Here is a 24,763-nt window from a genome sequence, read left to right on the forward strand (position 1 = left end):
GATGGCTGGACCCGTCAAGAACGAAAGGGCGGCGTCCGGGGAAGAAACGGCCGCCGCAACTTTGTTTTCCTCGGCCTCCTCTGACACCCGCCCGGCCGGGGGGGGGGGGGCCGGGCCCCCCCCCCCCCCCCCCGCTGCCTGTCCGGGCGTGGCCGAAGTTCACCCTGTGGCGTCACCCGGAGTAACGGCTGGTCAGGGGCGTTGTCCCGGGGCGGGATCAAGCCACATTTCACGTTTCAACGTTTTTGGTTTCCATATAATCATTGTCATCGGCCTTGCGTGATGGCAGGATTGTTCTGTCGCATCGCGAATGGGGGATTTGTGACAACGGGGGACGGGGGAAGAGTCCCTTCTGCGTAGCGCGCACCTGACCCGTGCGCCGGCCAACAAGCCCGTGGGCTCCTCGCTTCGGCGAGCGCACTATTTTGCGCTGCCCATTTTCAACGGTTTGGATTCTGGTGATAGCGGAAGAAGTTTATGATCTCGTGCTGGATGATCTCTTCATCCGGCTTGACCAATTAGTTCCCGGCAGTTCAGTCTTCCTTAAACTGGAAGGTCTCAATCCTGCCGGTTCGGTAAAACTCAAAACGGCTGTCGCGCTGGTCGCGGCAGCCGAGGATTCCGGGCGCTGCTTCCCGCGGACCCGGCTGATCGAATCGACGTCGGGAAACCTCGGCGTCGCCCTGGCGATGGTGTGTGCGGCGAAGGGCTACCGGCTGACCTGTGTCACGGACCCCAACGCCACCGTCCAGTCGCGGCGTCTGATGGAGGTCCTCGGCGCCGAGGTGGTGGTCATCGACGTCAGGGACGTCCACGGCGGCTATCTCCAGTCGCGTATCGACTACATCGACGAGCGGCTGCGCCGCGAACCCGACCTGTTCTGGCTGAACCAGTACGCCAACCCGGCCGGGCCGCAGGCCCACCGGGACCGTACGGGCCGTGCGCTCCTCCAGGAGATCGGCCATATCGACTACGCCTTCATCGGGGCCGGGACGACGGGCACCCTGATGGGCTGTGCGGAGTATCTGCGCCGCCACAGCCCCGCCACCCGGATCATCGCGGTGGACGCCGAGGGCTCCGTGACCTTCGGCGGGCCCGCGGCCCGCCGCCACATTCCCGGCCTGGGGACGAGCCGGCGGCCGGAAATTCTGGACACCGGGAATATCGACGAGGTCGTGCTCATTTCCGAGTCGGCGGCCGTGGAGATGTGCCGGACGCTGGCCGAAGAACGCGGGCTGCTGCTGGGGGGCTCGTCCGGGACGGTGCTGTGTGCCGTGCAGGATGCCGCGAAGGAAATCCCGGACGGAAGTGTCGTGGTGGCCATCTCACCCGACTTCGGGGACCGCTATCTGGAGACCATCTACAACGACGACTGGGTGGCGGAACGCTGGCCCGAGACCGTCGGCAACAAGAAAATATCTCAGGCGCCGGCCTGAGTGGGGGGAATTCCTGATGTTCAACTTTGAGATCGTGGCCGGGGAAACGGTCCGTCAAGTTCTGCACGACAAGCGTGCCGACGTGCTCGGCATTGTCAGCAGCGCCTACCGGGCGCATGAGGCCGGGGACTCCGTCAACCCGGACAGCTACTTCCTGCGCTTTCCGGAGAAGCCGGATTCCCGGATCATCGCGCTGCCGGCCTTCCTGGGCGCCGATGTCCAGCTCGCCGGCATCAAGTGGATCGCGAGCTTCCCGGGCAACACCCGCCGCGGCAACCCGCGCGCCTCGGCCGTCCTGCTCCTGAACGACTACGAGACCGGCTACCCGATCGCCTGCCTCGAAGCCGCCAACATCAGCGCGGCGCGCACCGCCGCCTCCGCGGCCGTCGCGGCGACCGCGCTCCGTCCGGACGGCTTCGCGGGGACCCGTATCGCCGTCGTGGGCGGCGGCGTCATCGCCCGCAACATCTGCGACTACCTGAACGTCGCGGGCTGCGCCCCGGACGCCTATCTCGTCCACGACCTCGACGAGACCTCCGGACAGGCGCTGGCCGACCATGTGCGCACCACCCAGAACCGACCGGCCACCTTCACCGCCGACCTCGGCGAAGCGCTGAGCGCCGACACCGTCGTGTTCGCCACGACCGCGCTGGAGCCCTACGTCAGCACACCGTTCAAGCCCGGCCAGCTCGTGCTCAACATCTCCCTGCGCGACCTCGCGCCCGAGGTGATCCTGGGCGCGGACAACTTCTTCGACGACGTCGAGCACTGTCTGAAGGCCCAGACCTCACCGCACCTGGCCGAGCAGCTGTCCGGCTCCCGCGAGTTCGTGACCGGCACTCTCGCCGGAGTGCTCAACGGGGAGGTGACGCCCTCAGCGGACCGCCCGGTGATCTTCTCGCCGTTCGGACTGGGCGTGCTGGACCTCGCCGTGGGCGCGTTCGTCCTCGGCGAGGCCCGCAAGGACGGCAGCACGATCGAGGTGCCCAACTTCTTCGGGGAGACGCGCCGGTGGTGAAGCACAGCCCGATATCCGTCGCGATCGTGGGCGCCGGATCGCGAGGGCTGGGCGTCTTCGAGCGGCTGGTCGCGCACTGTCTGGCGCAGCCGGCCCCGCTCACCGTCCACCTCATCGATCCGCAGCCCCTGGGCGCCGGCTTCCATCTGCCCGGCCAGCCCGACCATCTGCTGCTCAACACCGTCTGCGCACAGCTCTCGGCCTTCGCTGATGACCGGATGGTCGACGGCCCGGTACCGGTCTTGGGCCCCTCGCTGCACGCCTGGTGCCGGGAGCGGGACCTGCGGCTGGCGGACGACGGCTACACCGTGCGTGCGGGGGAAGGGCGGGAGATCCAGCCCAACGACTTCCTGCCGCGCAGGCTGCTGAGCGAATACCTCACCTGGGCGGCGGAGAAGATCACCGCCGCCGCGCCCGAGCACCTCACGCTGCGGGAGCACCGTACGACGGCCGTCGACATCCAGCCCGGCGCCTCCGGCACCGAGACGGTCGTGCTCGCCGACGGCACCCGGATCGATGCCGACGCCGTGTTCGTCACCGTCGGGCACCACTCGCTCTATGCCCCCGCGGAACCCGCCCCCGACCCCCGGCTGGTCACCCGCCCCTATCCGCTGCCCGAGGCGCTGGACAGCATCGGCCCGGGCGAACGGGTCGCCGTCCTCGGCATGGGGCTGACAGCCATGGACGTCATCGCCACGCTGACCCTCGGCCGCGGTGGCGCGCATACGACGGGTGCGCACGGGATGCGCTATCGGCCCAGTGGGCGGGAGCCGTTGATCGTGCTCACCAACCGCTCCGGAATGCCCTCGCGCAGCCGCCCGCGCCTCCACCCGGGACGGATGCGCTTCGTTCCGCTGGCACTGACCACGGAGCGCCTCGCCGCGCTCCGGGCCCGGCGGGCCGACCGGCGGATCGACTTCACCGCCGAGGTGCTGCCGCTCATCGAGGCCGAGATGGAACTGGCCTACTACCGCGTCCTGTTGGGCCGGGAGATGGGCGACGCCACGGACGCGGGGCTGGAGATGGCCCGGCGCTGCGCCCAGGCCGGTCATGAGACCCTGCGCGAGGAGCTGCACGCCCGGTTCGGTGCCACCCCGGTGCCCGGGCTCCTGTCCGCGGACCTTTCCGACCGGCAGTGGACGGGGTACGCCGACTACCGCGACTGGTTCACCGCGGAGGTCGCCGCCGACCTGGCCGAGGCCCGCGACGGCCTCGGGGTGAGCCCGCTCAAGGAAGCCCTGGAGGTGCTCCGCGACCACCGCGATGTGCTGCGTGCGGTCATCGACCCGCCGGGAGTCGACGACGCGTCGCTGGCCACCTTCTTCGGGGAGTTCGCCTCGACGGTGAACCGCCAGGTGATCGGCCCGCAGCTGGACCGGTCGGCGGAGCTGCTCTCGCTGATCGACGCGGGGATCGTCCGGCTCGGCCCCGGCCCGCAGCCGAAGATCGTCGCACCGGCCGGCCAGGGGCCCTGGCGCCTGGAATCCACCTGCCTGGCCGAGCCGTTGCGGATGGAGGTCGACCACGTGGTGCAGGCGCATGTGGCCGAGCCGAGCGCCGACCGGGCGCCCGGGACGCTGCTCGGCACGCTCGTCGCCGCCGGCCGCGTCCGTACCCTCGCGCACCGCGGGACGACGGTGCACGGGCTGGACGTCACCCGGGAGGGCCAGGGGATCGACCGCACCGGCACCCCGCAGCCACGTCTGTTCTTCCTCGGGCCGCACACCGAGGGGTCCAGCTACTACAACCACTATGTGCCCTCACCCGGCGCGCCCTCCCGTGCGCTGCTGGACGCGGAACTTGCCCTGAGCACCGCTCTGCCGTCACTGATTTCGAGGAAGCGATGAACAACAGCGAGACCTTCACCCCCTGGACGCAGGAGTACCGGCCCGAGACGCGCGCCGCGCAGGGCGACGGCTGGCGCTGCCCGACCACCGGCGCGGTGCCGCCCCCGATCGGGCTGGGCGCGACCTTCGCGCGCGACAGCGAGTACCGGGCGCCGGCCGGCCTGGCGTATCTGCGGGACCAGGGCACACCGGGGTACGAGCAGGTCGAGCAGGTGGTGGCGGGCCTGGAGGGCGGCTCGGACGCGCTGGTCTTCTCGTCCGGCATGGCCGCCGCCACCGCCATCTTCCAGGTGCTGCCGGCCGGTGCGCGGGTCGTGGTCCCGGAGACCATGTACTTCGGTCTCACCAAGTGGCTGCGGGAGTTCGGTACGCAGCGCGGCCTGGAGGTCGTGCAGGCGCCCATGAACGACCTGGACGCGGTGACGGCCGCGGTGACCGCCGCCCCGACCGCGCTGGTGTGGGCGGAGTCCCCGGCGAACCCCACCTGGACGGTGACCGATATCGCCGCGTGCGCCGAGATCGCCCACCGGGCCGGTGCCCTGTTCGGCGTCGACAACACCGTCCCCACGCCGGTGCACTCCCAGCCGTTCGAGCTCGGCGCGGACCTGATCATGCATTCGGGGACCAAGTACCTCAACGGCCACACCGACGTCGTCGCCGGACTTCTCGTCAAGGCGCCGGGGAGCAGCGAGGCCCGGGACGAGATCTGGGAGCGGCTGCGGCTGCACCGCCGGCTGACCGGCCCGATACTCGGCCCCATGGAGACCTACCTCCTGATGCGGGGCATACGGACGCTCTTCCCCCGTATGCGGCAGATCTCGGAGACCGCGATGGCGGTGGCCGAGCACTTCGCCGAGCACCCGCGCATCCGGCGGGTGGCCTACCCGGGGCTCGCCACCGACCCGGGACACACCATCGCCGCCCGGCAGATGACGGGAGGCTTCAGCGGCATGCTCTCGCTGCATGTCGACGGCGAGTGGCAGCAGTCCCTGCGGACCGCGAACCACTGTCAACTCTTCATCCGTGCCACCTCGTTGGGCGGTGTGGAGAGTCTGATCGAGCACCGCTACACCTTCGAAGGGCCGGGTAGTACCTCGCCGAAGGACATGCTGCGGCTGTCCATAGGTCTGGAGAGCCCCGCAGACCTTGTCGCCGACCTCGAACAGGCCCTGGAAAAGGCCGTGAAGGAAGACCGTTGAGTTCCAAGTCACCCACGCCCCACCCCGACGCCGCACCGCCGGGGTCCGCCCCGCCGGAGCGCGCGGAGCCGGCGGACGCGGCGGACGGGTCCCCGGCACCGGGGGCCCGGCCCGGCCTGTTCCGTGACGCCTCGCTGTCCGCGGTCCTGGCGGGCTTCGTCGCCGTCGTCGTGTCCTACTCGGGCCCGCTCGTCATCGTGCTCGCGGCGGCCTCCGCCGGACACTTGAACACCGCTCAGACCAGCTCGTGGGTCTGGGCCATCTCCATCGGCAGCGGGCTCACCTGTATCGGGCTGAGCCTGCGCACCAAGATGCCGGTGATCACCGCCTGGTCGACACCGGGCGCGGCCCTGCTGGTGACCAGCCTCGGGGCCTACTCCTACGCGGAGGCCATCGGCGCGTTCATCGTCACCGGTCTGGTGATCACCCTGGTCGGCCTGACCGGAGTGTTCGGCTGGCTGATGCGGCAGGTGCCCACCGCCGTGGTCTCCGCGATGCTCGCCGGCATCCTCTTCTCGTTCGGCACCGGGGTGTTCACCTCCCTCAAGACCGCGCCGCTCATTGCCGGTTCGGTGCTGCTGGCCTACCTCCTGGCGAAGCGGTGGCTGCCCCGGTACGCCGTCCTGGTCGCTCTGGCGGCGGGCGTCGCGGCCAGCGCGGTCAGCTCCCGGCTGGACATCCATCTGGACCGGATCGAGCTGGCCAAGCCGGTGCTGACGACCCCGGAGTTCTCGGTCGCCTCCCTCATCGGCATCGCCGTGCCGATGATCCTGGCGACGCTCGCCTCCCAGAACGCACCGGGCATGGCCGTGCTCACCGCCTCCGGCTACCAGCCCAAGGACCGTCTCCTGATCGGTTCCACGGGCCTGGTGTCCACGGCACTGGCCCCCTTCGGCTCCCATGCCATCAACCTCGCGGCGATCACCGCCGCCATCTGCACCGGCCCCGAGTCGCACCGCGACCCGAAGCGGCGCTACGTGGCGGGAGTCTCCTGCGGAGCGTTCTATCTCCTCATCGGAGCCTTCGGCTCCACGCTGGTGGTGCTCTTCGCGGGCCTCCCCAAGGAGCTGGTGGCGGCGGTCGCCGGAGTCGCCCTGCTCGGTGCGCTGGCCGGCGGGCTGACCGGGGCGGTGAAGGAGGAGAAGGACCGCGAGGCGGCCCTGATCACCTTCCTCGCCACCGCCTCCGGCCTCACCCTCTTCGGCATCGGCTCCGCCTTCTGGGGCCTGCTCTTCGGCGTCATCGCCCACCTCGTCCTGACCCGCTTCCGCAACCCCACGGAAGCCGCCAAGTAAGCCGGGCCGGCCCCGCGCCGGCCACGGCCACGACGAGACCGGAGCCCCACGGGCCGCCGGGCACCTTTGTGTGTCCGGCGGCCGGTGCGGGGTGGACGGTCTTCTCTTGCTCGTCGTAGAGCCGTTGGGCGAGTGCGGCCGGGTCCGCGGTGGGCTTCGGCGGTCGGCTAGCTCGGGCTGACCGCCGCTTCGATATGGGCGAGTTGGGCGGCGAGGATCTCCTCGAATGCGGCGCGGCGGTCCGCCCCGAGGGGGCGCACGTCGCGGGCGAAGTGGGCCAGGGCCGGGAAGCGTTCGGGATCGGCGCCCAGTACCGCCACGCGGAACAGCTCCATGCCCTGTGCGTGCTCTTCCGGGGTGACCGCGCCGGCCCCCGCCTCGGAAGCGATCAATGCGGCGATGAGGACCGCGATCCGGTGATAGCGCACCGGGATCTCCTCGTCGGGCAGCCCCGACGCGCGCAGCGCCTGTAGCACTTCTTCCATGACCAGCCGGGAACCGGTGCCGCTGGACGCGTAACGTCCCCAGACCGCGGCGAGCTGCGGCTGCTGACCGAAGGCCTCTCGCACGCGCAGGGCCAGGGCCGTGATGCGCTGCTTCCAGTCGCCCTCGCCGCGGTGGCCGTCCATGGCGGCCAGCAGAATCCGGTCGGCGACCGCGCGCAGCAGTTCGGTCTTGCTGCGGAAGTGCCGGTACAGGCTGGAGGAATCGGTCCCGAGGGCCGCGGCCAGCTTGCGCACGCTGAACGAATCCGCGTCGCTCGTGCGCAGCAGTTCCGCCGCCGCATCCAGGATCTCTTCGGTCGACCAACGCCTTCGGCCTGCCATTTCGCTCCTCTCGTCGGTCTTCAGCCTAACCTATGCACTTGGCGTTGCACGCACCGCGTGCATAATGGGGACGTGAGCTGGCCGGGCGGCCGGCAGGTGGCGGGCCGCCCGGCCACGCGTGCCCTGTTGTCCGGGGCGGGCGACCGTCGCGGAGCTCACCCCGGGGAATACGAAAGGACGCATGAGGTGAAGAACCCACTGGATCCTTCGGCGCTGGAAGCGGCCATCGAAAACGTCCACCGCGCGGGCCTGCCGGGCCTGTTCGCCGAGGTGCGGGACGGCGACCAGGTCTGGCGCGGCGCCGCCGGGACCGCCGACGTCGCCACCGGCCGCCCTGTCACCGCCGGTATGCGGCACCGCGTCGGCAGCATCACCAAGACCTTCACCGCCGCCGCGGTTCTCCAGCAGGTCGAGAACGGTCGGATAGGGCTCGACACACCGATCGCCCGGTACCTTCCGAAGCTGGTCCCCGGAGAACGCGGTGCCGCGATCACCGTCCGGATGCTGCTCAACCACACCAGCGGCCTCGCCGAGTACCTCCCGTACGCCTACCCCTCCCTCAAGGCGTACCCCGCCCTCGCGGACACCGGACCCCAGAGCCTGGACGACCACCGGTTCACGCGGTTCGACCCCACGGAACTGATCGAGATGGGGGTCACCGCACCTGCCGTCGGCGCCCCGGGCGGTACGCCGGGGGTGTACTCCAACACCAACTATCTGCTCCTGGACCAACTCCTGGAACAGGCGACCGGCACCACGGCAGAGCGGTACCTCACCCGGAACGTCATCGAGCGCGCCGGGCTCCGGGACACCGAACTCCCCGCCGGACCGTACGTCAACGGGCCGCACTCGCAGCTCTACGAGGCGTGGTTCGGCATGATCGACCCGCCGCGCGACTACAGCGTCTACGACATGTCATGGGTGGGGCCGTCGGCCTCGCTGATATCGACCGTCGCGGACCTCAACCGCTTCTACCGCATGCTGCTGGCCGGGGAGATCGTCAGCCCGGCGTCGCTGGCGCAGATGCAACGCACCGTCCCGGTCGTCTCCCAGGAGCAGAAGACGATCGACTACGGCCTCGGCCTGCACCCGATGGAGGGGCCAGGTCAGGGCACCTTCTGGGGCCATGGCGGCACGGTCTGGGGTGGTGGAGCGCTGGCCATGACCCGTGCCGACGGCAAGCGGCAGATGGCGGTCGCGGTGAACATGCAGAGGTGGAACAGGCTCGACTCCTCCGGCAAGCCGCAGCCCCATGCCATCGACGCCGCGCTGGCGGCGCTGTTCCGCGTAGCGATGTACGGCTGACCGGGCCGCCCAGCCCACCTACGGCCGGGCGCGGCCAGGAGGTGGTGGACCGCTCCGAGATGGTGATCATCGCCGTCCGCCGCCAGGACCGGCACGAGGCCCTGGCCGGCTTGCGGGTGGACGGCGACAAGACTCCGCGGCCCTGACCAGCGCACTGGACGCGCTCCTCGCCGACCTCACCTAGCCACGCCCCACCGAGCCGGGTGACCGGCCCGGTGCGGCGGCCTCAGGGGCCGTCCGCCCAACCGGCCGCGGACGACCCCCCTATGGATGACCGCATGGGGCCCATGGACGACCGCAGGGCCCCGCACGGACGTCCGATCACGACGACGCCCCCGACCCCGCGCCCTCCTGCTTCAGCTGTGTCACCTTCCGGGGGAGCGGCCCCGTGCCGTCGGCCGGTGGGGGAGTGGTGCCGGGCGGGCCCGTGCCCTGTTTCAGGCTGTCGAGAATGGCCAGGGCCTGGCCGACGATGCCGGAGGCGAGCTCGTTCACCCCGTCCGAGCCGTTGAGGACGGTCAGCCGGGCGCCGGAGAGGCCCTCGGCGGCGGATTCGGCGAGGGCGGGGAGGTTCTCGACGGTGCGGTTGGCGGCGATCAGTTCCTGGTTGCCCTCCCGCAGCGAGCCCGCGAGGGCCGTGTTGGCGTCGGCACGTGCCTGGGCGACGGTCCGTTCGGTGTACGCGCGGGCGTCCGCCTCGTACCGGACCTGGTCACGCTGCGCCTCCGCCAGGGTGCGCAGCCGGTACGCCTCGGCGTCCGCGGGGCGGCGTACCTCGGCCTCCAGCCGCTGGGCGGCGAGCGAGGCCTGCCGCTGGGCCAGTGCGGTCTGCTCCTCGATGACCTCCTGCGATGCCCTGGCCTGGGAGAGCGGGCCGGCCTGCGCCGCGCGGGCGTTGTACTGCTCGGTCTCGGCGAGGAACCCGGCCCGCTTGATCGCGGTGTCCCGCTCGTACTCGGCCTTCAACGCCGCCGCCTGCTGCTCGCGTTCGGTCGCCTCCTGGTCGGCCTTGGCCTGCGCGATCCGGGCCGTGCTGGCCACCGCGGCGGCGTGCGGTGCGGCGAGATTGGTGATGTAGCCGGAGGTGTCGGCGATCTCCTGGATCTGCAGGGCGTCCACGACGATGCCGAGCTTCTCCATCTCGGAGTGGCTGCCGTCCTTGACCTCCTGGGCGACCCGGTCCCGCTCCCGGATGATCTGTTCGACGGTCAGTCCGCCGACGATCGAGCGCAGGTGACCGGCGAAGATCCGGCCCACCAGCTCTTCCATGGTGGCCTGCTCGGCCAGGAAGCGGCGGGCGGCGTTGGCGATGGACGTCTGGTCGTCCCCGACCTTGAAGACGGCGACCGCCCGGACGCCGAGCCGGATGCCCTGCTGGGTGACGCAGTCCTCGGAGATCTCCGCCTCCCGCAGCGACAGCGACAGCACACTCGCCTTCTGTTTGACGGGCATGACCCAGCAGCCATGGCCGGTGACGATACGGAATTGGGCGTCCCCGGCCCGGCGCTTCGAGCCGGAGATCAACAGCGCCTCGTTGGGCGCAGGAACATGCCAGAACAACATCGGAAGGCTCCTGGTCCGATGCGACCGGTTCCGGTGGGGGTGCGGGCGCGGCCGCGGGAAAAGGGAGTGCTCACGTGGCCGGACACGGTCGGCGGGAGCGCCGGATCACGCGGGCAGCGGCGCGACGATCACCGACCGCGCCGAAGTGTGGTCCACCACGATGACCTGCGTGTGCCGGGCGATGGGCTCGCGGGACCAGGCGGCGAAGGCCTCGGTGCCGCCGCGCACGGGCAGCAGCACCTCACCCGGTCCGTCGGTCGGGATGGAGACGGTCACCCGCCCGATCACCCCGATCGGGCTGAAGTCCGTGTCATCCGTCGCGCTCACCCGGGCTCCGTCGCTGGTCAAAGCCGCTGCCGGCGCAGCCGCCGGACAGCGGGAAATCCTCGACAACTCAACGGTACTCCGGCCGGGGTGCCGTCTGCGCCGCCGGTCCGGCAGCCGCCGCGGCACCGGTTCCGGCATCCAGCCGGGCGGGCCGGGCCGCCGGGACCGACGGCTTCCTCGGGGGTAGTACGTCGGGCGCACGATGGGGCCGCAGGGCCGTGAGGGCGGTCTCGGTCTCCTCCATCAGCGCGCGGTAGGAGACCAGGCGCTGCCACTCGGGATCGGCGACCCCGGGCACCGTGGCGGCGCGCTCGGTCCACTGCTTCACCAGCCCGGCGTACACCGGTGTCTGCCTGATGACCTCCGCGGTGATCCACCGGGGCATCTGCCCGGGGCGGGGGAGGGACGTCGGTCCGTGACCTGCGACGGTGCCGGAAGAGGGGACGCTCATGGCCGTAGAAACGATTCTTCGACGCTGGGGTCACTGCGTATTTTCGCAGCCGTCCGTACTTCCGCCAGGCAGGCAGGGGCGCATCTCCATCGAATATCACCTTATGCAGTGATCTATAGCCGGGAAGCGGTCCAATCCGGACGAAGGAACGTTGTCGCAGTCATGGAACCGAGGGAGTTGTGGGAGCGCCACGCGGTACTCGCACAGGCGTTTTGCAGCAGCGATGACGAGGTCCGCCGTACACAGGGACTCCTCGACGAGGCCGAGGCCCGCCGTTCGCGGACCCTGGCCGCCTTCGCCGTGACCGTGGGCAGCGACGCGGTGGTGGCGGATCTGCTCGGCCTGGAGGAACGCGAAGTGCGGCTGGCCCGGCGCACGGTGGGCAAGGAAGACGCCCGCGCGGTCGCCAAGAGCCTGCTCGCCCAGCCCCCGTGCGAGCCCGCCCCCGCACCGCAGCAGCCCGCGCCCCAGACCTCCGCGACGCAAGCCCCCGCGCCGCAGCCCGCTCAGGGGGCCGCCGCGCCGGGCCCCGTCGCACCGCCGCCCCCACAAGGCCCGGCCGCCGCCCCCCAGCCCTCCGAACCGGCCTGGGCCCCGGCGCTGGACGCGGTCCTGATGAGCAGCTGGCACAACGGCGTCGACCTCACCGCCCTGGCCACCGAACTCGGCCTCGACGTCCGGCTGCTGGTGGCCCGCGCACAGCAACTGTCCGCGGAGAGCCGCCCGATGCCGCCCACCCCCTCGGACCGTACGGGACGGCACCGACGGCTGGTCAATGTCCCGCCCCCACAGCCGGAGACGCCCCATCTGACATGGCGCGAGCGACCACAGCAGCCCCCACGGGAGCACTACGAGCAGGAGCACTGGAAGCAACAGCCGTACCAGCACTACCCGGACCAGCAGCAGTACCAGGAATACCGGGTCTACGAGGAACACCAGCAGTATCAGCAGCCCACACAGCCCACGTGGGATGCCAATGCCATCACCGCCGCCCAGCACGACTGGGACGGCATCCTCAGTCAATGGGAGGCCACCGCCGCGCCTCAACCACCCCTCTCCGCACCCGGCCAGGGCGGCGGGTGACGGGGCCGCGCCACCGGTGCCCGGCGGCATCCGGGACGCCGGGCACCCGGGCCGGCGGGCACGTCGGCTGCCGGGCAGTGGCCGGTGCCGGCGCTGGGCGGAAAACCGGACGCCGGTCCCCTCTGACGTCGATTACAGTGGGCGCCGAGCCGTGACTGGCGCTTGGGTGGAGTACCACCGGGGAGCGGCTCGGCCATCCACGGTCCGTGCCGCGCGCCTGGGCGATCCCACCCGACGCTCAGGAGCAGCCCATGTCCCCGGAAGCCCGCCTCATGGACGGCAGCGCACTGGCCCGCAGCCTCGTCGAACAGGCCGCCCGGCGCGCGGCCGACCTCACCGAACGGACCGGTACGGCCCCGTGTCTGGCGACCGTACTCGTCGGCGACGACCCCGCCTCGGTGACGTATGTCCGGATGAAGCGCAACCGCTGCGCGAAGGCCGGGATACTTTCCCGGCATGTGGCGCTGCCCGCCGCCACCACGACCGCGGAGCTGGTCGACACGATCACGGCACTGTCGAACGACCCCGCGGTGCACGGCATCCTGTTGCAGCACCCGGCCGGACCGCACATCGATGAGCGCGCCGCGTTCGAGGCGATCGCGCCCGAGAAGGATGTCGACGGCGTCACCTGCCACTCCTTCGCCGCGATGAGTTTCGGCCTGGACGGCTTCGCCTCCTGTACGCCCGGCGGCATCCTGCGGCTGCTGGATCACTATGACGTCGACCTGGCCGGTAAGCACGCGGTCGTGGTCGGCCGCAGCGCGATCCTGGGCAAGCCCGTGGGGATGCTGCTGCTCGGCCGCGATGCCACCGTCACCTACTGCCACTCCCGCACCACCGATCTGGCCTCGCACACCAGGGAGGCCGATGTGCTGATCGCGGCCGTCGGCCGGCCCCGGTTCCTGGGCGGTGAGCACATCAAGCCCGGAGCCGTCGTGATGGACGCCGGCTCCAACCCGGGCAACGTCGGGGATGTGGACTTCGACGCGGCACGCACCCGCGCCGCCCTGATCACCCCGGTCCCCGGCGGCGTCGGCCCGATGACCATCGCCACCCTGCTCACCCAGACCGTCGACGCCGCGGCCGCCCAGCTGACCGCGGTCTGACCGCCGCCCGACGCGGGGCCGTGAACCGTCCGGCACAGCGGTGCGGGCGGTGGCGCCGGGCGCGGCAGACCGGCTGCGCCCGGCGCGTCCGGTGTCAGTTCAGCGTCCGCAGCATCGAGGCGTCGAACGGCACCAGGGCGTCGGTGCGGCCCGCCAAGATCTTGGCGGCCCACTCCGGGTCGCCGAGCAGGGCCCGTCCGATGGCGACGAGGTCGAACTCGTCCCGCTCCAGCCGGTCCAGCAGCCGGTCGATACCGGAGACCCCGGCCTGTTCGCCCTGGAACGTCCCGATGAACTCGTTGTCGAGACCGACCGAGCCCACGGTGAGGGTGGGCCGGCCGGAGAGCTTCTTGACCCATCCCGCGAGATTGAGGTCCGAGCCCTCGTATTCCGGCAGCCAGTAGCGGCGCGTCGAGCAGTGGAACGCGGTGACGCCGGCGTCCGTCAGTGGCGCCACGATCTCCTGGAGTTCATCCGGCGTTCCGGCGAGCCGGGCCTCGTAGTTGCCCATCTTCCACTGGGACATCCGGAAGAGGACCGGGAAACCGGGCGAGACCGCCGCCCGGCAGGCCGCCACGACCTCGGCGGCGAAACGAGTACGGGCGGTGCGGCTGCCACCGTAGGCATCGGTCCGCCGGTTGGTGCCCGACCACAGGAACTGGTCGATCAAGTAGCCGTGCGCACCGTGCAGTTCGACTCCGTCGAAGCCGAGCCGCTCGGCGGTGGCCGCCGCCTCGGCGAACGCCGCGATGACCTCGTCGAGATCCCGCTGTGTCATGGCGTGCCCGGACGGGGTGCCCTCGAGGGCGAGGCCGGACGGGCCGGACGGCGGGGCGTCGGGGAACGGCGGTGCGCCCGCCTTACGGGCCATGCCGACGTGCCACAGCTGCGGCATGATCGTTCCGCCCGCCGCATGCACCGCTTCCACGACCCGGCTCCAGCCGTCGAGTGCGTCCGCGCCGTGGAAGCGGGGGACGGCGTCGCTGGTGCCGGCGGCGGGGTGCCCGACGTAGGTCCCCTCCGTGATGATCAGGCCGACGCCGCCGGCGGCGCGGCGGGCGTAATAGTCCGCGACATCGGCGCCCGGGACTCCGCCGGGCGAGAACTCGCGGGTCATCGGCGCCATGGCGATCCGATTGGGCACGGTGCGGCCGCCCAGGGCGAAGGGGCGGGAGAGCGTCTGGGCCGCACGGGTGGCGGCGGCGCTGGCAGTCACGTGTGGGTCTCCTAGGAAGACAACGCGGGCGCGGAACGCCGCCGGCCGGCAGACGTTCCGCTGTTCCGAACACCCCACGGCGCTGCCGTCATCCGCCGCGCACTGTCTGCTGCGCCACAGTCGCCACCCCGTGGTCCGCGCGCCGCAGCCGTCGCACCGCCGCGGTCACCCTGCCGTCCCCGCCCCCGCGGCCTTCCCGCTGCCGCCCGTCGCCCCGCCGGTCGCGGTCAGGTGCTGACCGGCTGGGCGGCGCGGGCGAGTTCGCGGCGGAGGCGCATGAAGGGGCGGGGGCGGTTGAGGGCCAGGACGGCGGTGGTCTGCCCGTCGCGTTCGTAGCAGGCGAGGAAGCTGCGGTCGTCGGGCGAGCCCTCGACGATGCGCGGGGTGTCGGTGGGCAGGCGCCGGCCGGCGAACTGGAGGCGTACGCCGTACTGGTCGGACCAGAAGTACGGCAGGCTCCGGTGGGTCGCGACGGTGCGGCCGGCCAGCAGGTTCCGGACGGCGACGGCGGCCTGTTCGGTGGCGCCGGTCCAGTGTTCGGTGCGGGTGCCGTCTGCCCTGGCGACATCGCCGACCGCCACGATATGGGGCTGAGGGGTGACCCCGCCCGCGTCGCAGCACACCCCGTCGTCGAGTGGGAGCCCGGAGCCTTCGAGCCAGGCGGTGTGCGGGCGTACCCCGATGCCGATGACGACCACCTCGGCGGGGAGCAGCCGGCCGTCGGTCAGCTCGACCGCGGAGACACGGTGCCCGGTGCCGCCGTCGTGCAGGCGGGCGACACCGGTTCCGGTCAGCAGGGTGACGCCGTGGTCCGCATGCAGGGCGGAGCAGATCCCGGCCATCGCCTCGCCGAGTTGGGGGACGAGGGGGAGCGGGGCGGCTTCGACCACGGTGACGTCATGGCCGAGTGCGGCGCAGGACGAGGCGACCTCGGCGCCGATGAAGCCGCCGCCGATCACCACGACCCTGACCGGGCCCCGGGTCAGCTCCGCGCGCAGGGCCTGGGCGTCCTCAAGGGTGCGCAGGGTGTGGGTTCCGGCGGGGGCCGGGCCGGGGAGGCGGCGCGGGGTGGCGCCGGTGGCGATCACCACGCCATCGGTGGTCAGGGACCGGCCACCGTCGAGAAGTACCGCGCGCCCACGGGTGTCGAGCCCGGTGGCGCGGGTGCCGAGGAGCCAATCGGCGTCCAGTTCGGCGATCTCCTCGGCGTCGGCCAGGGCCAGTTGACCCTGGTCAGCGGTGGCGCCGGTGAGGAAACCCTTGGACAGCGGCGGGCGGTCGTAGGGGCGGTGGTGTTCCTCCCCGACGATCACCAGCCGGCCGTCGAATCCCTGGGCGCGCAGGGCCCGCGCGGCGTAGAGGCCCGCCAGCGAGGCCCCGATGACAGCGACCGACTTCATGCGGCGGTGCCTTCCTCGGCGGCGTGGTGGTGGACGTAGATCATGCCGTCCTCGACGGTCACGGGATGGGTGCGCACGGCCCGGCGGGCGGGCAGGCAGGTCGCCGCTCCGGTGCGCAGATCGAACGACGCGGCGTGCAGCGGGCATTCGACCAGGCAGCCCTCCAGCCAGCCGTCCGAGAGGGAGGCGTCTTGGTGGGTGCAGGTGTCATCGATGGCGTACAACTGCCCGTCGGCATGGAAGACGGCGATCGGAGGTGCGGTGTCGATGCGTACGGACTCGCCGGTGGGCAGGTCGGCGAGCGGGCAGACAGGAATCACAGGACCCCCTGTTACTGTTCGGTATCATCGAGTTTCGCGGTGCGCACGATGAGGCGCCATGCGCAACAGAATCCAGCCGGGGAGCGTATGCGTCAAGCGGTCCCCGGAAATGCCGAACCTTCGAATCCCGGGCCTCGGCCGGGGTGCCAGGTGGTGAGATCCAACAGATGACGGACAGCGTGGAGGGGCAGGCGGCGGCCGGGCCGCCGAAACAGCCGGGCGGGGTGCAGTCGGTGGACCGGGCCGTGACCGTGCTGGAAATCCTGGCGCGGCACGGCGCGGCCGCCGTGACCGAGATCGCCGAGGAGCTGGGCGTCCACAAGTCGACCGCGTTCCGGCTGCTCGGCGTGCTGGAGAACCGCGGGCTGGTCGGGCAGGAGCAGGAGCGCGGCAAGTACTACCTCGCAGCCGGGGTGTTGCGGCTGGCCGGTGCGGCGGCCGTACGGCTGGACATCTCCCAGGAAGGCGCGCCGGTCTGCCGCCGGCTGGCCGGGGAGCTGGGGGAGACGGTCAATATCGCGGTGCTGGAGGGCGACGCCGCGGTCAACGTCACACAGGCGCGCGGTCCGGCGTCGGTCACCGCGCAGAACTGGCTCGGCCGGCGTACGCCGCTGCATGCCACCTCCAGCGGCAAGGCGCTGCTCGCGTACCAGCCCAGAGCGGTCCAGGAGGCCGTGCTGGCACGGAAGTTGCCGCGGCTCACCGAGCGGACGGTCACCTCGGCGGCCGCGCTGCGCCGTGAGCTCGCCGAAGTGGTCGAGCGGGGTTTCGCGGTGGCGATCGAGGAGCTGGAGCTCGGGCTGCGGGCGGTCGCGGCGCCGGTGCGCGGGCCCGACGGCTCGGTGATCGGGGCGATCAGTGTGTCGGTGCCCGCCTACCGGCTGGCCGAGGAGCGGCTGCCCGAGGTCGTCAAGGCCACCGTTTCCGCGGCCGGGGAGCTGTCGCGGCGGATGGGGTACGGCTGTTGACCCGATGACGGGTCAGTGCGGCGGAGGCGGGGCCGGGGCTATGTGCCGGCCCCGCCGCCGTGTCCGGGCGCGCGGGAAATCCGTTGGCGAGAGCTGGCTCGTACCTCTTGACGGTGCCGATCCGGCGTTCCCACTATGTCTCTCATCGCGCAACCAGTCGTGCAGTGCGCAACACTGAGGGGTAGGGCATGCCACACCACGTCCATGCCGTCGTCGCGGCGAAACAAGGCGCACCGGTCGAGCCGCAGACGATTCTGGTACCGGACCCCGGCCCGGGAGAAGTGCTCGTCGCCGTGCAGGCCTGCGGGGTCTGCCACACCGACCTGCACTACCGGGAGGGGGCGGTCAACGACCAATTCCCGTTCCTCCTCGGCCATGAGGCGGCCGGTGTCATCGAGTCCGTCGGCCCCGGCGTCACCGATCTCGCCCCGGGTGACTATGTCGTCCTCGCCTGGCGGGCGCCCTGCGGCAGCTGCCGGTCCTGTCGTCGCGGCCGGCCCTGGTACTGCTTCGACTCCCGCAACGCCACCCAGCCGATGACCCTGCTGGACGGCACCCCGCTCGCCCCCGCGCTCGGCATCGGGGCCTTCGCCGAGAAGACCCTGGTCGCCGCCGGGCAGGCGGTCAAGGTGGACCCGCACGCCCGGCCCGAAGCGGCCGGTCTCATCGGCTGCGGAGTGATGGCCGGTTACGGGGCGGCGGTGCACACCGGCGGGGTCGGCAGCGGGGACACCGTCGCGGTCATCGGCTGCGGCGGGGTCGGCAACGCGGCGATCGCCGGGGCCTCGATCGCCGGGGCACGCCGGATCATCGCGGTCGACATCGACGACCACAAGCTGGACGGCGCCACCCGCTTCGGAGCCACCCACACCGTCAACTCCCGTGGTACGGACCCCATCGAGGCGGTCCGCGGACTGACCGGCGGCCATGGCGCGGATGTGGTGATCGACGCGGTGGGCCGGCCGGAGACCTACACCCAGGGCTTCTCTATGCGGGATCTGGCCGGCACGCTGGTCCAGGTCGGCGTCCCCGACCCCGGCATGCGCCTCGAACTGCCGCTCATCGAGCTCTTCTCGCGCGGCGGCGCCCTGAAATCCTCCTGGTACGGCGACTGTCTGCCCAGCCGCGATTTCCCCGTCCTCATCGACCGCTACCTCAGCGGACGGCTCGACCTCGACGGATTTGTCACCGAGACGATCGGCCTGGACGAGGTGGAGTCCGCGTTCGACAAGATGCGCGACGGGCGGGTACTGCGCTCCGTCGTGGTCCTGTAACGGCGTCACACTCACCCCAGTGGACCACCCCCGACCAGCAGGAGGAGGGACATGTCCCGTACGCCCGCCCCCAGTTCCCGTGTGGTTGTCATCGGTGCCGGCATCGTCGGCTGCTCCCTCGCCGATGAGCTGACCGCCCGCGGCTGGACCGATGTCACCGTCCTCGAACAGGGCCCGCTGCCGGCCCCCGGCGGCTCCACCTCGCACGCGCCCGGCCTGGTCTTCCAGACCGGCCCGTCCAAGACCCTGACCGAGTTCGCCGCCTACACCGTCCAGAAGTTCCGCTCCCTCGACGTGGACGGGCTGTCCTGCTTCAACCCGGTCGGCGGTCTGGAGATCGCCACCACCGCGGCCCGCTGGGCCGATCTGCACCGCAAGGCCGGACTCGCGGCCTCCTGGGGCGTCCGTGGTGAACTCATCGGCCCGCAGCGGTGCAAGCGCCTGTGGCCGATGCTGGACGAGACCACGCTCCACGGCGGATTCCACACCCCCGACGACGGGCTGGCCCGCGCCGTGCTCGCCTGCCGCGCCCAGATCGCACGGGCCGAGAGCCGCGGCGCCCGCTTCCTGGAGCGGCACACCGTCACCGGGATCGAGCGGGCGGACGGCCGGGTCACCGGCGTCATCACCGACCGCGGCACCTTCCCCGCCGACCATGTCGTCTCGGCGGCCGGCTTCTGGGGCCCGGTGATCGGGGCGATGGCCGGGGTGGACGTACCGCTCCTCCCGCTGGCCCACCAGTACGCCACCACCGCACCGCTGCCCGAGCTCGCCGGCGTCAACGACCCGCTGACCGAGGCGAGCAAGCCGATCCTGCGCTTCCAGGACCGCGACCTCTACTTCCGCGAACACACCGACCGGATCGGCATCGGCTCCTACGCCCACCGTCCGATGCCCGTCGACCCCTTCACCGTCGCCGCCTTCGACGACGCTCCCGTCATGCCGTCCTCGCTGCCCTTCACCGCGGAGGACTTCGCGCCGAGCTGGCAGGACAGCGTCGGACTGCTGCCCGCACTGCGCTCGTCCCGGGTGGCCGAGGGCTTCAACGGTGTCTTCTCCTTCACCCCCGACGGTATGCCGGTCCTCGGCGAATCCCGCGAACTGCGCGGATTCTGGCTGGCCGAGGCGGTCTGGGTCACCCACTCCGCGGGCGTCGCCAAGGCCGTCGCCGAGTGGATGACGGACGGACGGCCCGCCACCGACATCCATGAATGCGACCTCTACCGCTTCGAGGACGCCCAGCGCTCGCCCGCCTACATCGCCGACCGCGGCGCCCAGAACTTCATCGAGGTCTATGACGTCATCCATCCGCTCCAGCCCATGGAAGCGCCCCGGCCGCTGCGCACCAGCCCCTTCTACCCACGGCAGCAGGAGCTCGGCGCGTACTTCCTGGAGGGCGGCGGCTGGGAGCGCCCGCACTGGTACGAGGCCAACGCCCCGCTCGCCGAAGGGCTCCGGCTTCCCGAGCGCGACGCCTGGTCGGCCCGCTACTGGTCACCGATCGCCGCCGCCGAAGCCCGCGCCACCCGGGAAAAGGTCGCGCTCTACGACATGACCCCGCTGCGCAGGCTGGAGGTCACCGGCCCTGGCGCCCTCGCCTTCCTCCAGCGGATGACCAGCAACAACCTCGCGAAGAAGCCCGGCGCGGTCACCTACACCCTGCTGCTGGACGAGGCCGGCGGCATCCGCTCCGACCTCACCGTCGCCCGGCTCGCCCCGGACCGCTTCCAGGTCGGTGCCAACAGCGGAGCCGACCTCGACTGGCTGCTGCGGCACGCCCCGGACGATGGGGGCCCCTCCCGCTCGAGCGAAGCCGAGAGTGGGGGAGTCCAGGTCCGCGACAGCACCTCCGGCACCTGCTGCATCGGCGTCTGGGGCCCGCTCGCCCGCGCCCTGGTCCAGCCCCTGACCCGCGACGACTTCTCGCACCCGGCCTTCGGCTACTTCCGGGCCAAGCAGACCTACCTCGGCCATGTCCCGGTCACCGCCATGCGCCTCAGCTACGTCGGCGAACTCGGCTGGGAGCTGTACACCACCGCTGACTTGGGGCTGCGGCTGTGGGACACGCTCTGGGAGGCGGGGCAGGAGCACGGGGTGATCGCCGCCGGGCGCAGCGCCTTCAACAGCCTCCGCCTGGAGAAGGGGTACCGCGCCTGGGGCCATGACATGACCACCGAGCACAACCCCTACGAGGCCGGGGTCGGCTTCGCGGTCCGCCCCGCCAAGGGCGACTTCGTCGGCCGGGCGGCGCTGGAGGGCGTGACCGAGGAGACCGTCTCCCGCAGGCTCACCTGCCTCACCCTCGACGATCCCGCGGCCGTCGTCCTCGGCAAGGAACCGGTCCATGTGGACGGCGCCCCGGCCGGCTATGTCACCTCCGCCGCCTACGGCTACACCCTCGGCCGAGGGATCGCCTACGCCTGGCTGCCGGCCACCGCGGCGGCCCCCGGCACCCCCGTACACATCGAGTACTTCGGCGAGAAGATCCCTGCCACCGTCGCCCAAGAGCCCCTCTTCGACCCGCAGATGGAGCGCATCCGCAGGTAGCCCCGGACCCCGTCCGCGGTCACCGGTGATCCGCTCGCCTCCGTACGCAGAAGGAGCAACCGCATGGCTCCCACCTACGACGTCATCGTTCTCGGCCTCGGCGGCATGGGCAGCGCCGCCGCCCACCACCTCGCCGCCCGGGGCGCCCGGGTCCTGGGGCTGGAGAAGTTCGGCCCGGTGCACCACCGCGGCTCCAGCCACGGTGGTTCCCGCATCACCCGCCAGTCCTACTTCGAGGACCCCGCCTACGTGCCGCTGCTGCTGCGCTCGTACGAGCTGTACGAGAAGCTGGAGCGGGACAGCGGCCGGGAGATCGCCACCCTCTGCGGCGGGGTGATGCTCGGCCGCCCCGACAGCCGGACCGTCCGCGGCAGCCTGGAATCCGCCCGCCAGTGGGACCTCCCGCACGAGATGCTCGAACCCCGGGAGATCCGCCGCCGCTTCCCGACCCTGACCCCCGCCGAGGACGAGGTCGCGCTGTACGAGGCACGGGCAGGTCTGGTCCGGCCGGAGTACACCGTCGCCGCGCATGTCCAGCTCGCCGGCCAGGACGGCGCCGAGCTGCACTTCGAGGAGCCGGTCACCCGCTGGGAGGAGCTGCCGGGCGGCGCCGGGGTCCGCGTCCACACCCCCGAAAACACCTACACCGCGGGCCAGTTGGTGATCTGCCCCGGTGCCTGGGCGCCCCAGCTGCTCACCGACCTGGGCGTGCCGTTCACCATCGAGCGGCAGGTCATGTACTGGTTCGCCCCGCACGGCGGCACCGCGCCCTTCGTCCCCGACCGGCACCCGATCTACATCTGGGAGGACGACCGGGGCGTCCAGATCTACGGCTTTCCGTCGATCGACGGCCCCGACGGCGGCGCCAAGGTCGCGTTCTTCCGCAAGGGCACCGTCTGCACCCCGGAGACCATCGAACGCACCGTGCACGACCACGAGGTACGCGCCATGGCCGACCAGCTCGCCCCGCGCCTCCCCGCCCTCCCCGGCCGCTTCCTCAAGGCCGCCACCTGCATGTACTCCAACACCCCCGACGAACACTTCGTGATCACCCGGCACCCGGCGCACCCGGAGACGGTGACCGTCGCCTGCGGCTTCTCCGGGCACGGCTTCAAATTCGTACCGGTGGTCGGCGAGATCGTCGCCGACCTCGCGCTGACCGGTACCACCGCGCACCCCATCGAGCTGTTCGACCCCCGCCGGCCCGCCGCCGCGGCCGCTTGAGGAGAGCCTCCATGACGACCACGCCCACCGAGTCCGCGCCGGCACCCGCCACGCCCGCGACCGCTGCCGCCCCGAGCCTGATCGCCACCCTCGCCGGACACCACTACACCGACCCCGGGACCTTCCGCCAGGAGCAGGAGAAGATCTTTGAGCGGCTGTGGTTCTGTGCGGTCCGCAGCGCCGACCTGGCGAAGCCCGGCGCCTTCCGCACCGTCCGGATCGGCCGGGAGAGCGTACTGATCACCCGCAACCGCGCCGGTGCGCTGCGCGCCTTCCTCAATATCTGCCGGCACCGCGGCGCGCAGCTGTGCGCCGAGGAGTCCGGCGAGGTCCGCCGCAACCTCCAGTGCCCCTACCACGCCTGGACCTACGACCTCGACGGCCGCCTGGTGGCCGCCCCCAACCTCCAGAAGATGCCGGACATCGACCGCACCGAGCGCGGTCTGGTCACCGTGCCGCTCCGTGAGTGGCTCGGCTACGCCTGGGTGTGCCTGGCCGACGAGCCGCCGTCCTTCGAGGACACCGTGATCGGCGCGGCCGTCGAGCGGCTGGGGGACGCCGCCTCTCTCGACCGCTACCGCACCGAGGGGCTCGCCCTCGGCAAGCGCCTCACCTATGACGTGCGCGCCAACTGGAAGCTCATCATCGAGAACTTCATGGAGTGCTACCACTGCGGCACCATCCACCCCGAACTCACCGAGGTGCTACCGGAGTTCGCCGACGGTTTCGCCGCGCAGTACTACGTCGGCCATGGCGCGGCCTTCGCCGAGGAGGCCACCGGATTCACCGTGGACGGCACCGACGGCTTCGGCCGGCTCCCCGGCATCGAGGACACCCAGGACCGCCGCTACTACGCGATCACCGTCCGCCCGCAGGTCTTCGTCAACCTCGTCCCGGACCATGTCATCGTCCACCGGATGTTCCCGATGGCCCCCGACCGCACGGTGGTCGAGTGCGACTGGCTGTACCTGCCCGAGGTCATCGACTCCGGCGCCGATGTCTCCAAGTCCGTCGAACTCTTCCACCGGGTCAACGCCCAGGACTTCGACGCCTGCGAGCGCACCCAGCCGGCCATGAGCTCCCGCGCCTACCGCGACGGTGGGGTGCTGGTGCCCAGTGAGCACCACATCGGCGCCTTCCACCAGTGGGTCACCGACTGCCTGGCAGGCGGAAGCGGCTGATCAGCGGCCTGAGTGCGAGTCGGCCCCCGTCTGATACGGCAGTTCGGTCCCGGTTGGGTGCGGCGGCGACGGGCTCGGCCTCAGCCGTCGTCGCGGCGGCGCCGGTGCCGCGAGGACGGCTCCAGTGGCCCCGGCGGTGGGGTGAGGCCGGACGGGGGAGGACCGGAGGCGTCGAGCGGGGGACCGGCGGCGAGGACGTCCTCGCCGTACAGATCCTGTACCCAGTTGTCGTGGTAGACGGTGTCGAGATAGCGCTCGCCGAGGTCCGGGGCGATGGCCACCGCCGTGCGGCCCTGGGCGTCGTGCCGGGTCAGCCAGTCCGTCGCGCCGCTGACCACGGTGCCGGTCGAGCCGCCGAACACGAAGCCGCGTTTGGCCAGCCGGTGGCAGGTGCGGATGGTGTCCGCCTCCGCGACCCGTACCACGTCGTCGACATAGGACTCGTCGAGCAGCGGCGGCTGGACGCTCATGCCCAGCCCGGGGATCATCCGGTGCCCCGGAGTGCCGCCGAAGGTCACCGAGCCGACACTGTCCACGGCGATGATCCGTACGGGCCGGTGCCACTCCCGGAAGTAGCGGGCGCAGCCCATCAGGGTGCCGGTGGTGCCGGCGCCGACGAACAGCAGGTCCAGCCGGGGGAAAGCGCGGGCGATGGCCGGTGCCGTCCTGCGGTAGTGCGCCTTCCAGTTGCTCGGGTTGGTGTACTGGCTGAGCCACAGACAGCGGTCGTCGGAGGCGCACAGATTGCGGATGTACGCGAGCCGGGCGCCGAGGAAGCCACCGTTGGACTCCTGGTCGGCGACCACATGCACCTGGCTGCCCAGAGCCTCCATCATCAGCCGGGTGGCCAGGTTGCAGCGGGAGTCCGTCACACACAGGAAGCGGTAGCCCTTGCTCGCCGCGATCATGCTCAGCGCCACACCGAGGTTGCCGGACGAGGACTCGACCAGGACCGTCTCCGGACGCAGATCTCCGGCCCGTTCGGCCGACTCCACCATCTCGGCCGCGGCCTTCAGCTTGATCGAGCCGGCGAAGTTGAAGCCCTCACACTTGAGGAAGAGGGAGTGCCCGAAGATCGACCGGAGGTCGACATAGAGATCCTCCTCGTTGAACGCGTAGGGCGCGGATATGACTGGCACGATGGTCTCCTCACCTGCGGCAGCGCACCGTTGGACG

General features: G+C 71.4%; 21 protein-coding genes and 1 riboswitch. Of the genes, 13 read left to right on the top strand and 8 right to left on the bottom strand.

The window, feature by feature from the left end:
- The first annotated feature begins 485 nt into the window (after positions 1–485).
- The 5 genes from sbnA (ACZ4XD_RS29525) to ACZ4XD_RS29545 are packed head-to-tail and all read left to right on the top strand — an operon-like array spanning position 486 to position 6,795.
- Positions 486–1,436, top strand: coding sequence for a 2,3-diaminopropionate biosynthesis protein SbnA (gene sbnA, locus ACZ4XD_RS29525; RefSeq protein WP_468047004.1), 951 nt, complete (start codon positions 486–488; stop codon positions 1,434–1,436).
- Between the two features lie 16 nt (positions 1,437–1,452).
- Complete coding sequence (gene sbnB, locus ACZ4XD_RS29530) at positions 1,453–2,454, top strand: 2,3-diaminopropionate biosynthesis protein SbnB (protein WP_468047005.1); 1,002 nt, start codon at positions 1,453–1,455, stop codon at positions 2,452–2,454.
- Complete coding sequence (locus ACZ4XD_RS29535; RefSeq protein ID WP_468047006.1) at positions 2,448–4,301, top strand: FAD/NAD(P)-binding protein; 1,854 nt, start codon at positions 2,448–2,450, stop codon at positions 4,299–4,301. The genes sbnB and ACZ4XD_RS29535 overlap by 7 nt, the downstream gene beginning before the upstream one ends.
- Entirely contained in the window at positions 4,298–5,500 is a 1,203-nt protein-coding gene (locus tag ACZ4XD_RS29540) for a trans-sulfuration enzyme family protein (protein WP_468047008.1), read from the top strand. Before ACZ4XD_RS29535 ends, ACZ4XD_RS29540 begins: the two co-directional genes overlap by 4 nt.
- Positions 5,497–6,795 (top strand): benzoate/H(+) symporter BenE family transporter, encoded by a 1,299-nt coding sequence (locus ACZ4XD_RS29545; protein WP_468047010.1) that lies wholly within the window; start codon positions 5,497–5,499, stop codon positions 6,793–6,795. The genes ACZ4XD_RS29540 and ACZ4XD_RS29545 overlap by 4 nt, the downstream gene beginning before the upstream one ends.
- 167 nt (positions 6,796–6,962) lie before the next feature.
- On the opposite strand, the gene ACZ4XD_RS29550 is transcribed toward ACZ4XD_RS29545, so the two are convergent.
- Complete coding sequence (locus ACZ4XD_RS29550; protein ID WP_468047012.1) at positions 6,963–7,622, bottom strand: TetR/AcrR family transcriptional regulator; 660 nt, start codon at positions 7,620–7,622, stop codon at positions 6,963–6,965.
- Between the two features lie 186 nt (positions 7,623–7,808).
- On the opposite strand from ACZ4XD_RS29550, the gene ACZ4XD_RS29555 reads away from it, so the two are divergent.
- Positions 7,809–8,927: a serine hydrolase domain-containing protein gene (locus ACZ4XD_RS29555; RefSeq protein ID WP_468047014.1), complete on the top strand. Its 1,119-nt coding sequence runs from the start codon at positions 7,809–7,811 to the stop codon at positions 8,925–8,927.
- Positions 8,928–9,248: 321 nt separating this feature from the next.
- On the opposite strand, the gene ACZ4XD_RS29560 is transcribed toward ACZ4XD_RS29555, so the two are convergent.
- The 3 genes from ACZ4XD_RS29560 to ACZ4XD_RS29570 all read right to left on the bottom strand — a co-directional run bounded on the left by ACZ4XD_RS29560 (position 9,249) and on the right by ACZ4XD_RS29570 (position 11,268).
- Positions 9,249–10,490 carry an SPFH domain-containing protein gene (locus ACZ4XD_RS29560; protein WP_468047016.1) on the bottom strand — a complete coding sequence of 414 codons (1,242 nt, stop codon included), beginning with the start codon at positions 10,488–10,490 and terminating at the stop codon, positions 9,249–9,251.
- 105 nt (positions 10,491–10,595) lie between these two features.
- Positions 10,596–10,817, bottom strand: a complete 222-nt coding sequence (locus ACZ4XD_RS29565; protein ID WP_078885681.1) for a hypothetical protein — start codon at positions 10,815–10,817, stop codon at positions 10,596–10,598.
- Between the two features lie 67 nt (positions 10,818–10,884).
- On the bottom strand, positions 10,885–11,268 hold the full coding sequence (locus tag ACZ4XD_RS29570) for a hypothetical protein (RefSeq protein ID WP_468047017.1): 384 nt from the start codon (positions 11,266–11,268) through the stop codon (positions 10,885–10,887).
- Positions 11,269–11,430: 162 nt separating this feature from the next.
- On the opposite strand from ACZ4XD_RS29570, the gene ACZ4XD_RS29575 reads away from it, so the two are divergent.
- Both ACZ4XD_RS29575 and ACZ4XD_RS29580 read left to right on the top strand, forming a co-directional pair.
- Complete coding sequence (locus tag ACZ4XD_RS29575) at positions 11,431–12,351, top strand: hypothetical protein (protein ID WP_468047018.1); 921 nt, start codon at positions 11,431–11,433, stop codon at positions 12,349–12,351.
- A 141-nt stretch (positions 12,352–12,492) separates the two neighbouring features.
- Positions 12,493–12,581, top strand: a riboswitch (ZMP/ZTP riboswitch).
- Between the two features lie 21 nt (positions 12,582–12,602).
- Positions 12,603–13,457, top strand: a complete 855-nt coding sequence (locus tag ACZ4XD_RS29580) for a bifunctional 5,10-methylenetetrahydrofolate dehydrogenase/5,10-methenyltetrahydrofolate cyclohydrolase (RefSeq protein WP_468047019.1) — start codon at positions 12,603–12,605, stop codon at positions 13,455–13,457.
- Positions 13,458–13,551: 94 nt separating this feature from the next.
- Here the strand turns inward: ACZ4XD_RS29580 and ACZ4XD_RS29585 are convergent, their stop codons facing one another.
- The 3 genes from ACZ4XD_RS29585 to ACZ4XD_RS29595 all read right to left on the bottom strand — a co-directional run bounded on the left by ACZ4XD_RS29585 (position 13,552) and on the right by ACZ4XD_RS29595 (position 16,393).
- Entirely contained in the window at positions 13,552–14,673 is a 1,122-nt protein-coding gene (locus ACZ4XD_RS29585; RefSeq protein WP_468047020.1) for an NADH:flavin oxidoreductase, read from the bottom strand.
- A gap of 227 nt (positions 14,674–14,900) precedes the next feature.
- Positions 14,901–16,073: an NAD(P)/FAD-dependent oxidoreductase gene (locus ACZ4XD_RS29590; protein WP_468047021.1), complete on the bottom strand. Its 1,173-nt coding sequence runs from the start codon at positions 16,071–16,073 to the stop codon at positions 14,901–14,903.
- A complete protein-coding gene (locus ACZ4XD_RS29595; protein WP_042152581.1) occupies positions 16,070–16,393 on the bottom strand; it encodes a bifunctional 3-phenylpropionate/cinnamic acid dioxygenase ferredoxin subunit in 324 nt (107 codons plus the stop codon). The genes ACZ4XD_RS29590 and ACZ4XD_RS29595 overlap by 4 nt, the downstream gene beginning before the upstream one ends.
- A 167-nt stretch (positions 16,394–16,560) precedes the next feature.
- Here ACZ4XD_RS29595 and ACZ4XD_RS29600 point away from each other — a divergent pair, with 167 nt between their 5' ends.
- The 5 genes from ACZ4XD_RS29600 (at position 16,561) to ACZ4XD_RS29620 (ending at position 23,587) form a co-directional block, all read left to right on the top strand.
- On the top strand, positions 16,561–17,361 hold the full coding sequence (locus ACZ4XD_RS29600; RefSeq protein WP_468047022.1) for an IclR family transcriptional regulator: 801 nt from the start codon (positions 16,561–16,563) through the stop codon (positions 17,359–17,361).
- A 188-nt stretch (positions 17,362–17,549) separates the two neighbouring features.
- A complete protein-coding gene (locus ACZ4XD_RS29605; RefSeq protein ID WP_468047023.1) occupies positions 17,550–18,635 on the top strand; it encodes an S-(hydroxymethyl)mycothiol dehydrogenase in 1,086 nt (361 codons plus the stop codon).
- Between the two features lie 51 nt (positions 18,636–18,686).
- Positions 18,687–21,182 carry a GcvT family protein gene (locus tag ACZ4XD_RS29610; RefSeq protein ID WP_468047024.1) on the top strand — a complete coding sequence of 832 codons (2,496 nt, stop codon included), beginning with the start codon at positions 18,687–18,689 and terminating at the stop codon, positions 21,180–21,182.
- 63 nt (positions 21,183–21,245) lie between these two features.
- Positions 21,246–22,406, top strand: a complete 1,161-nt coding sequence (solA, locus tag ACZ4XD_RS29615; RefSeq protein ID WP_468047025.1) for an N-methyl-L-tryptophan oxidase — start codon at positions 21,246–21,248, stop codon at positions 22,404–22,406.
- Between the two features lie 11 nt (positions 22,407–22,417).
- Positions 22,418–23,587, top strand: a complete 1,170-nt coding sequence (locus ACZ4XD_RS29620; RefSeq protein WP_468047028.1) for an aromatic ring-hydroxylating oxygenase subunit alpha — start codon at positions 22,418–22,420, stop codon at positions 23,585–23,587.
- Positions 23,588–23,667: 80 nt separating this feature from the next.
- Here ACZ4XD_RS29620 and sbnA (ACZ4XD_RS29625) read toward each other — a convergent pair whose 3' ends face one another.
- Positions 23,668–24,726 (bottom strand): 2,3-diaminopropionate biosynthesis protein SbnA, encoded by a 1,059-nt coding sequence (gene sbnA / locus ACZ4XD_RS29625; protein ID WP_468047030.1) that lies wholly within the window; start codon positions 24,724–24,726, stop codon positions 23,668–23,670.
- Between the last annotated feature and the right edge of the window lie 37 nt (positions 24,727–24,763).

The organism is Streptomyces sp. NPDC029466 (assembly GCF_055574515.1).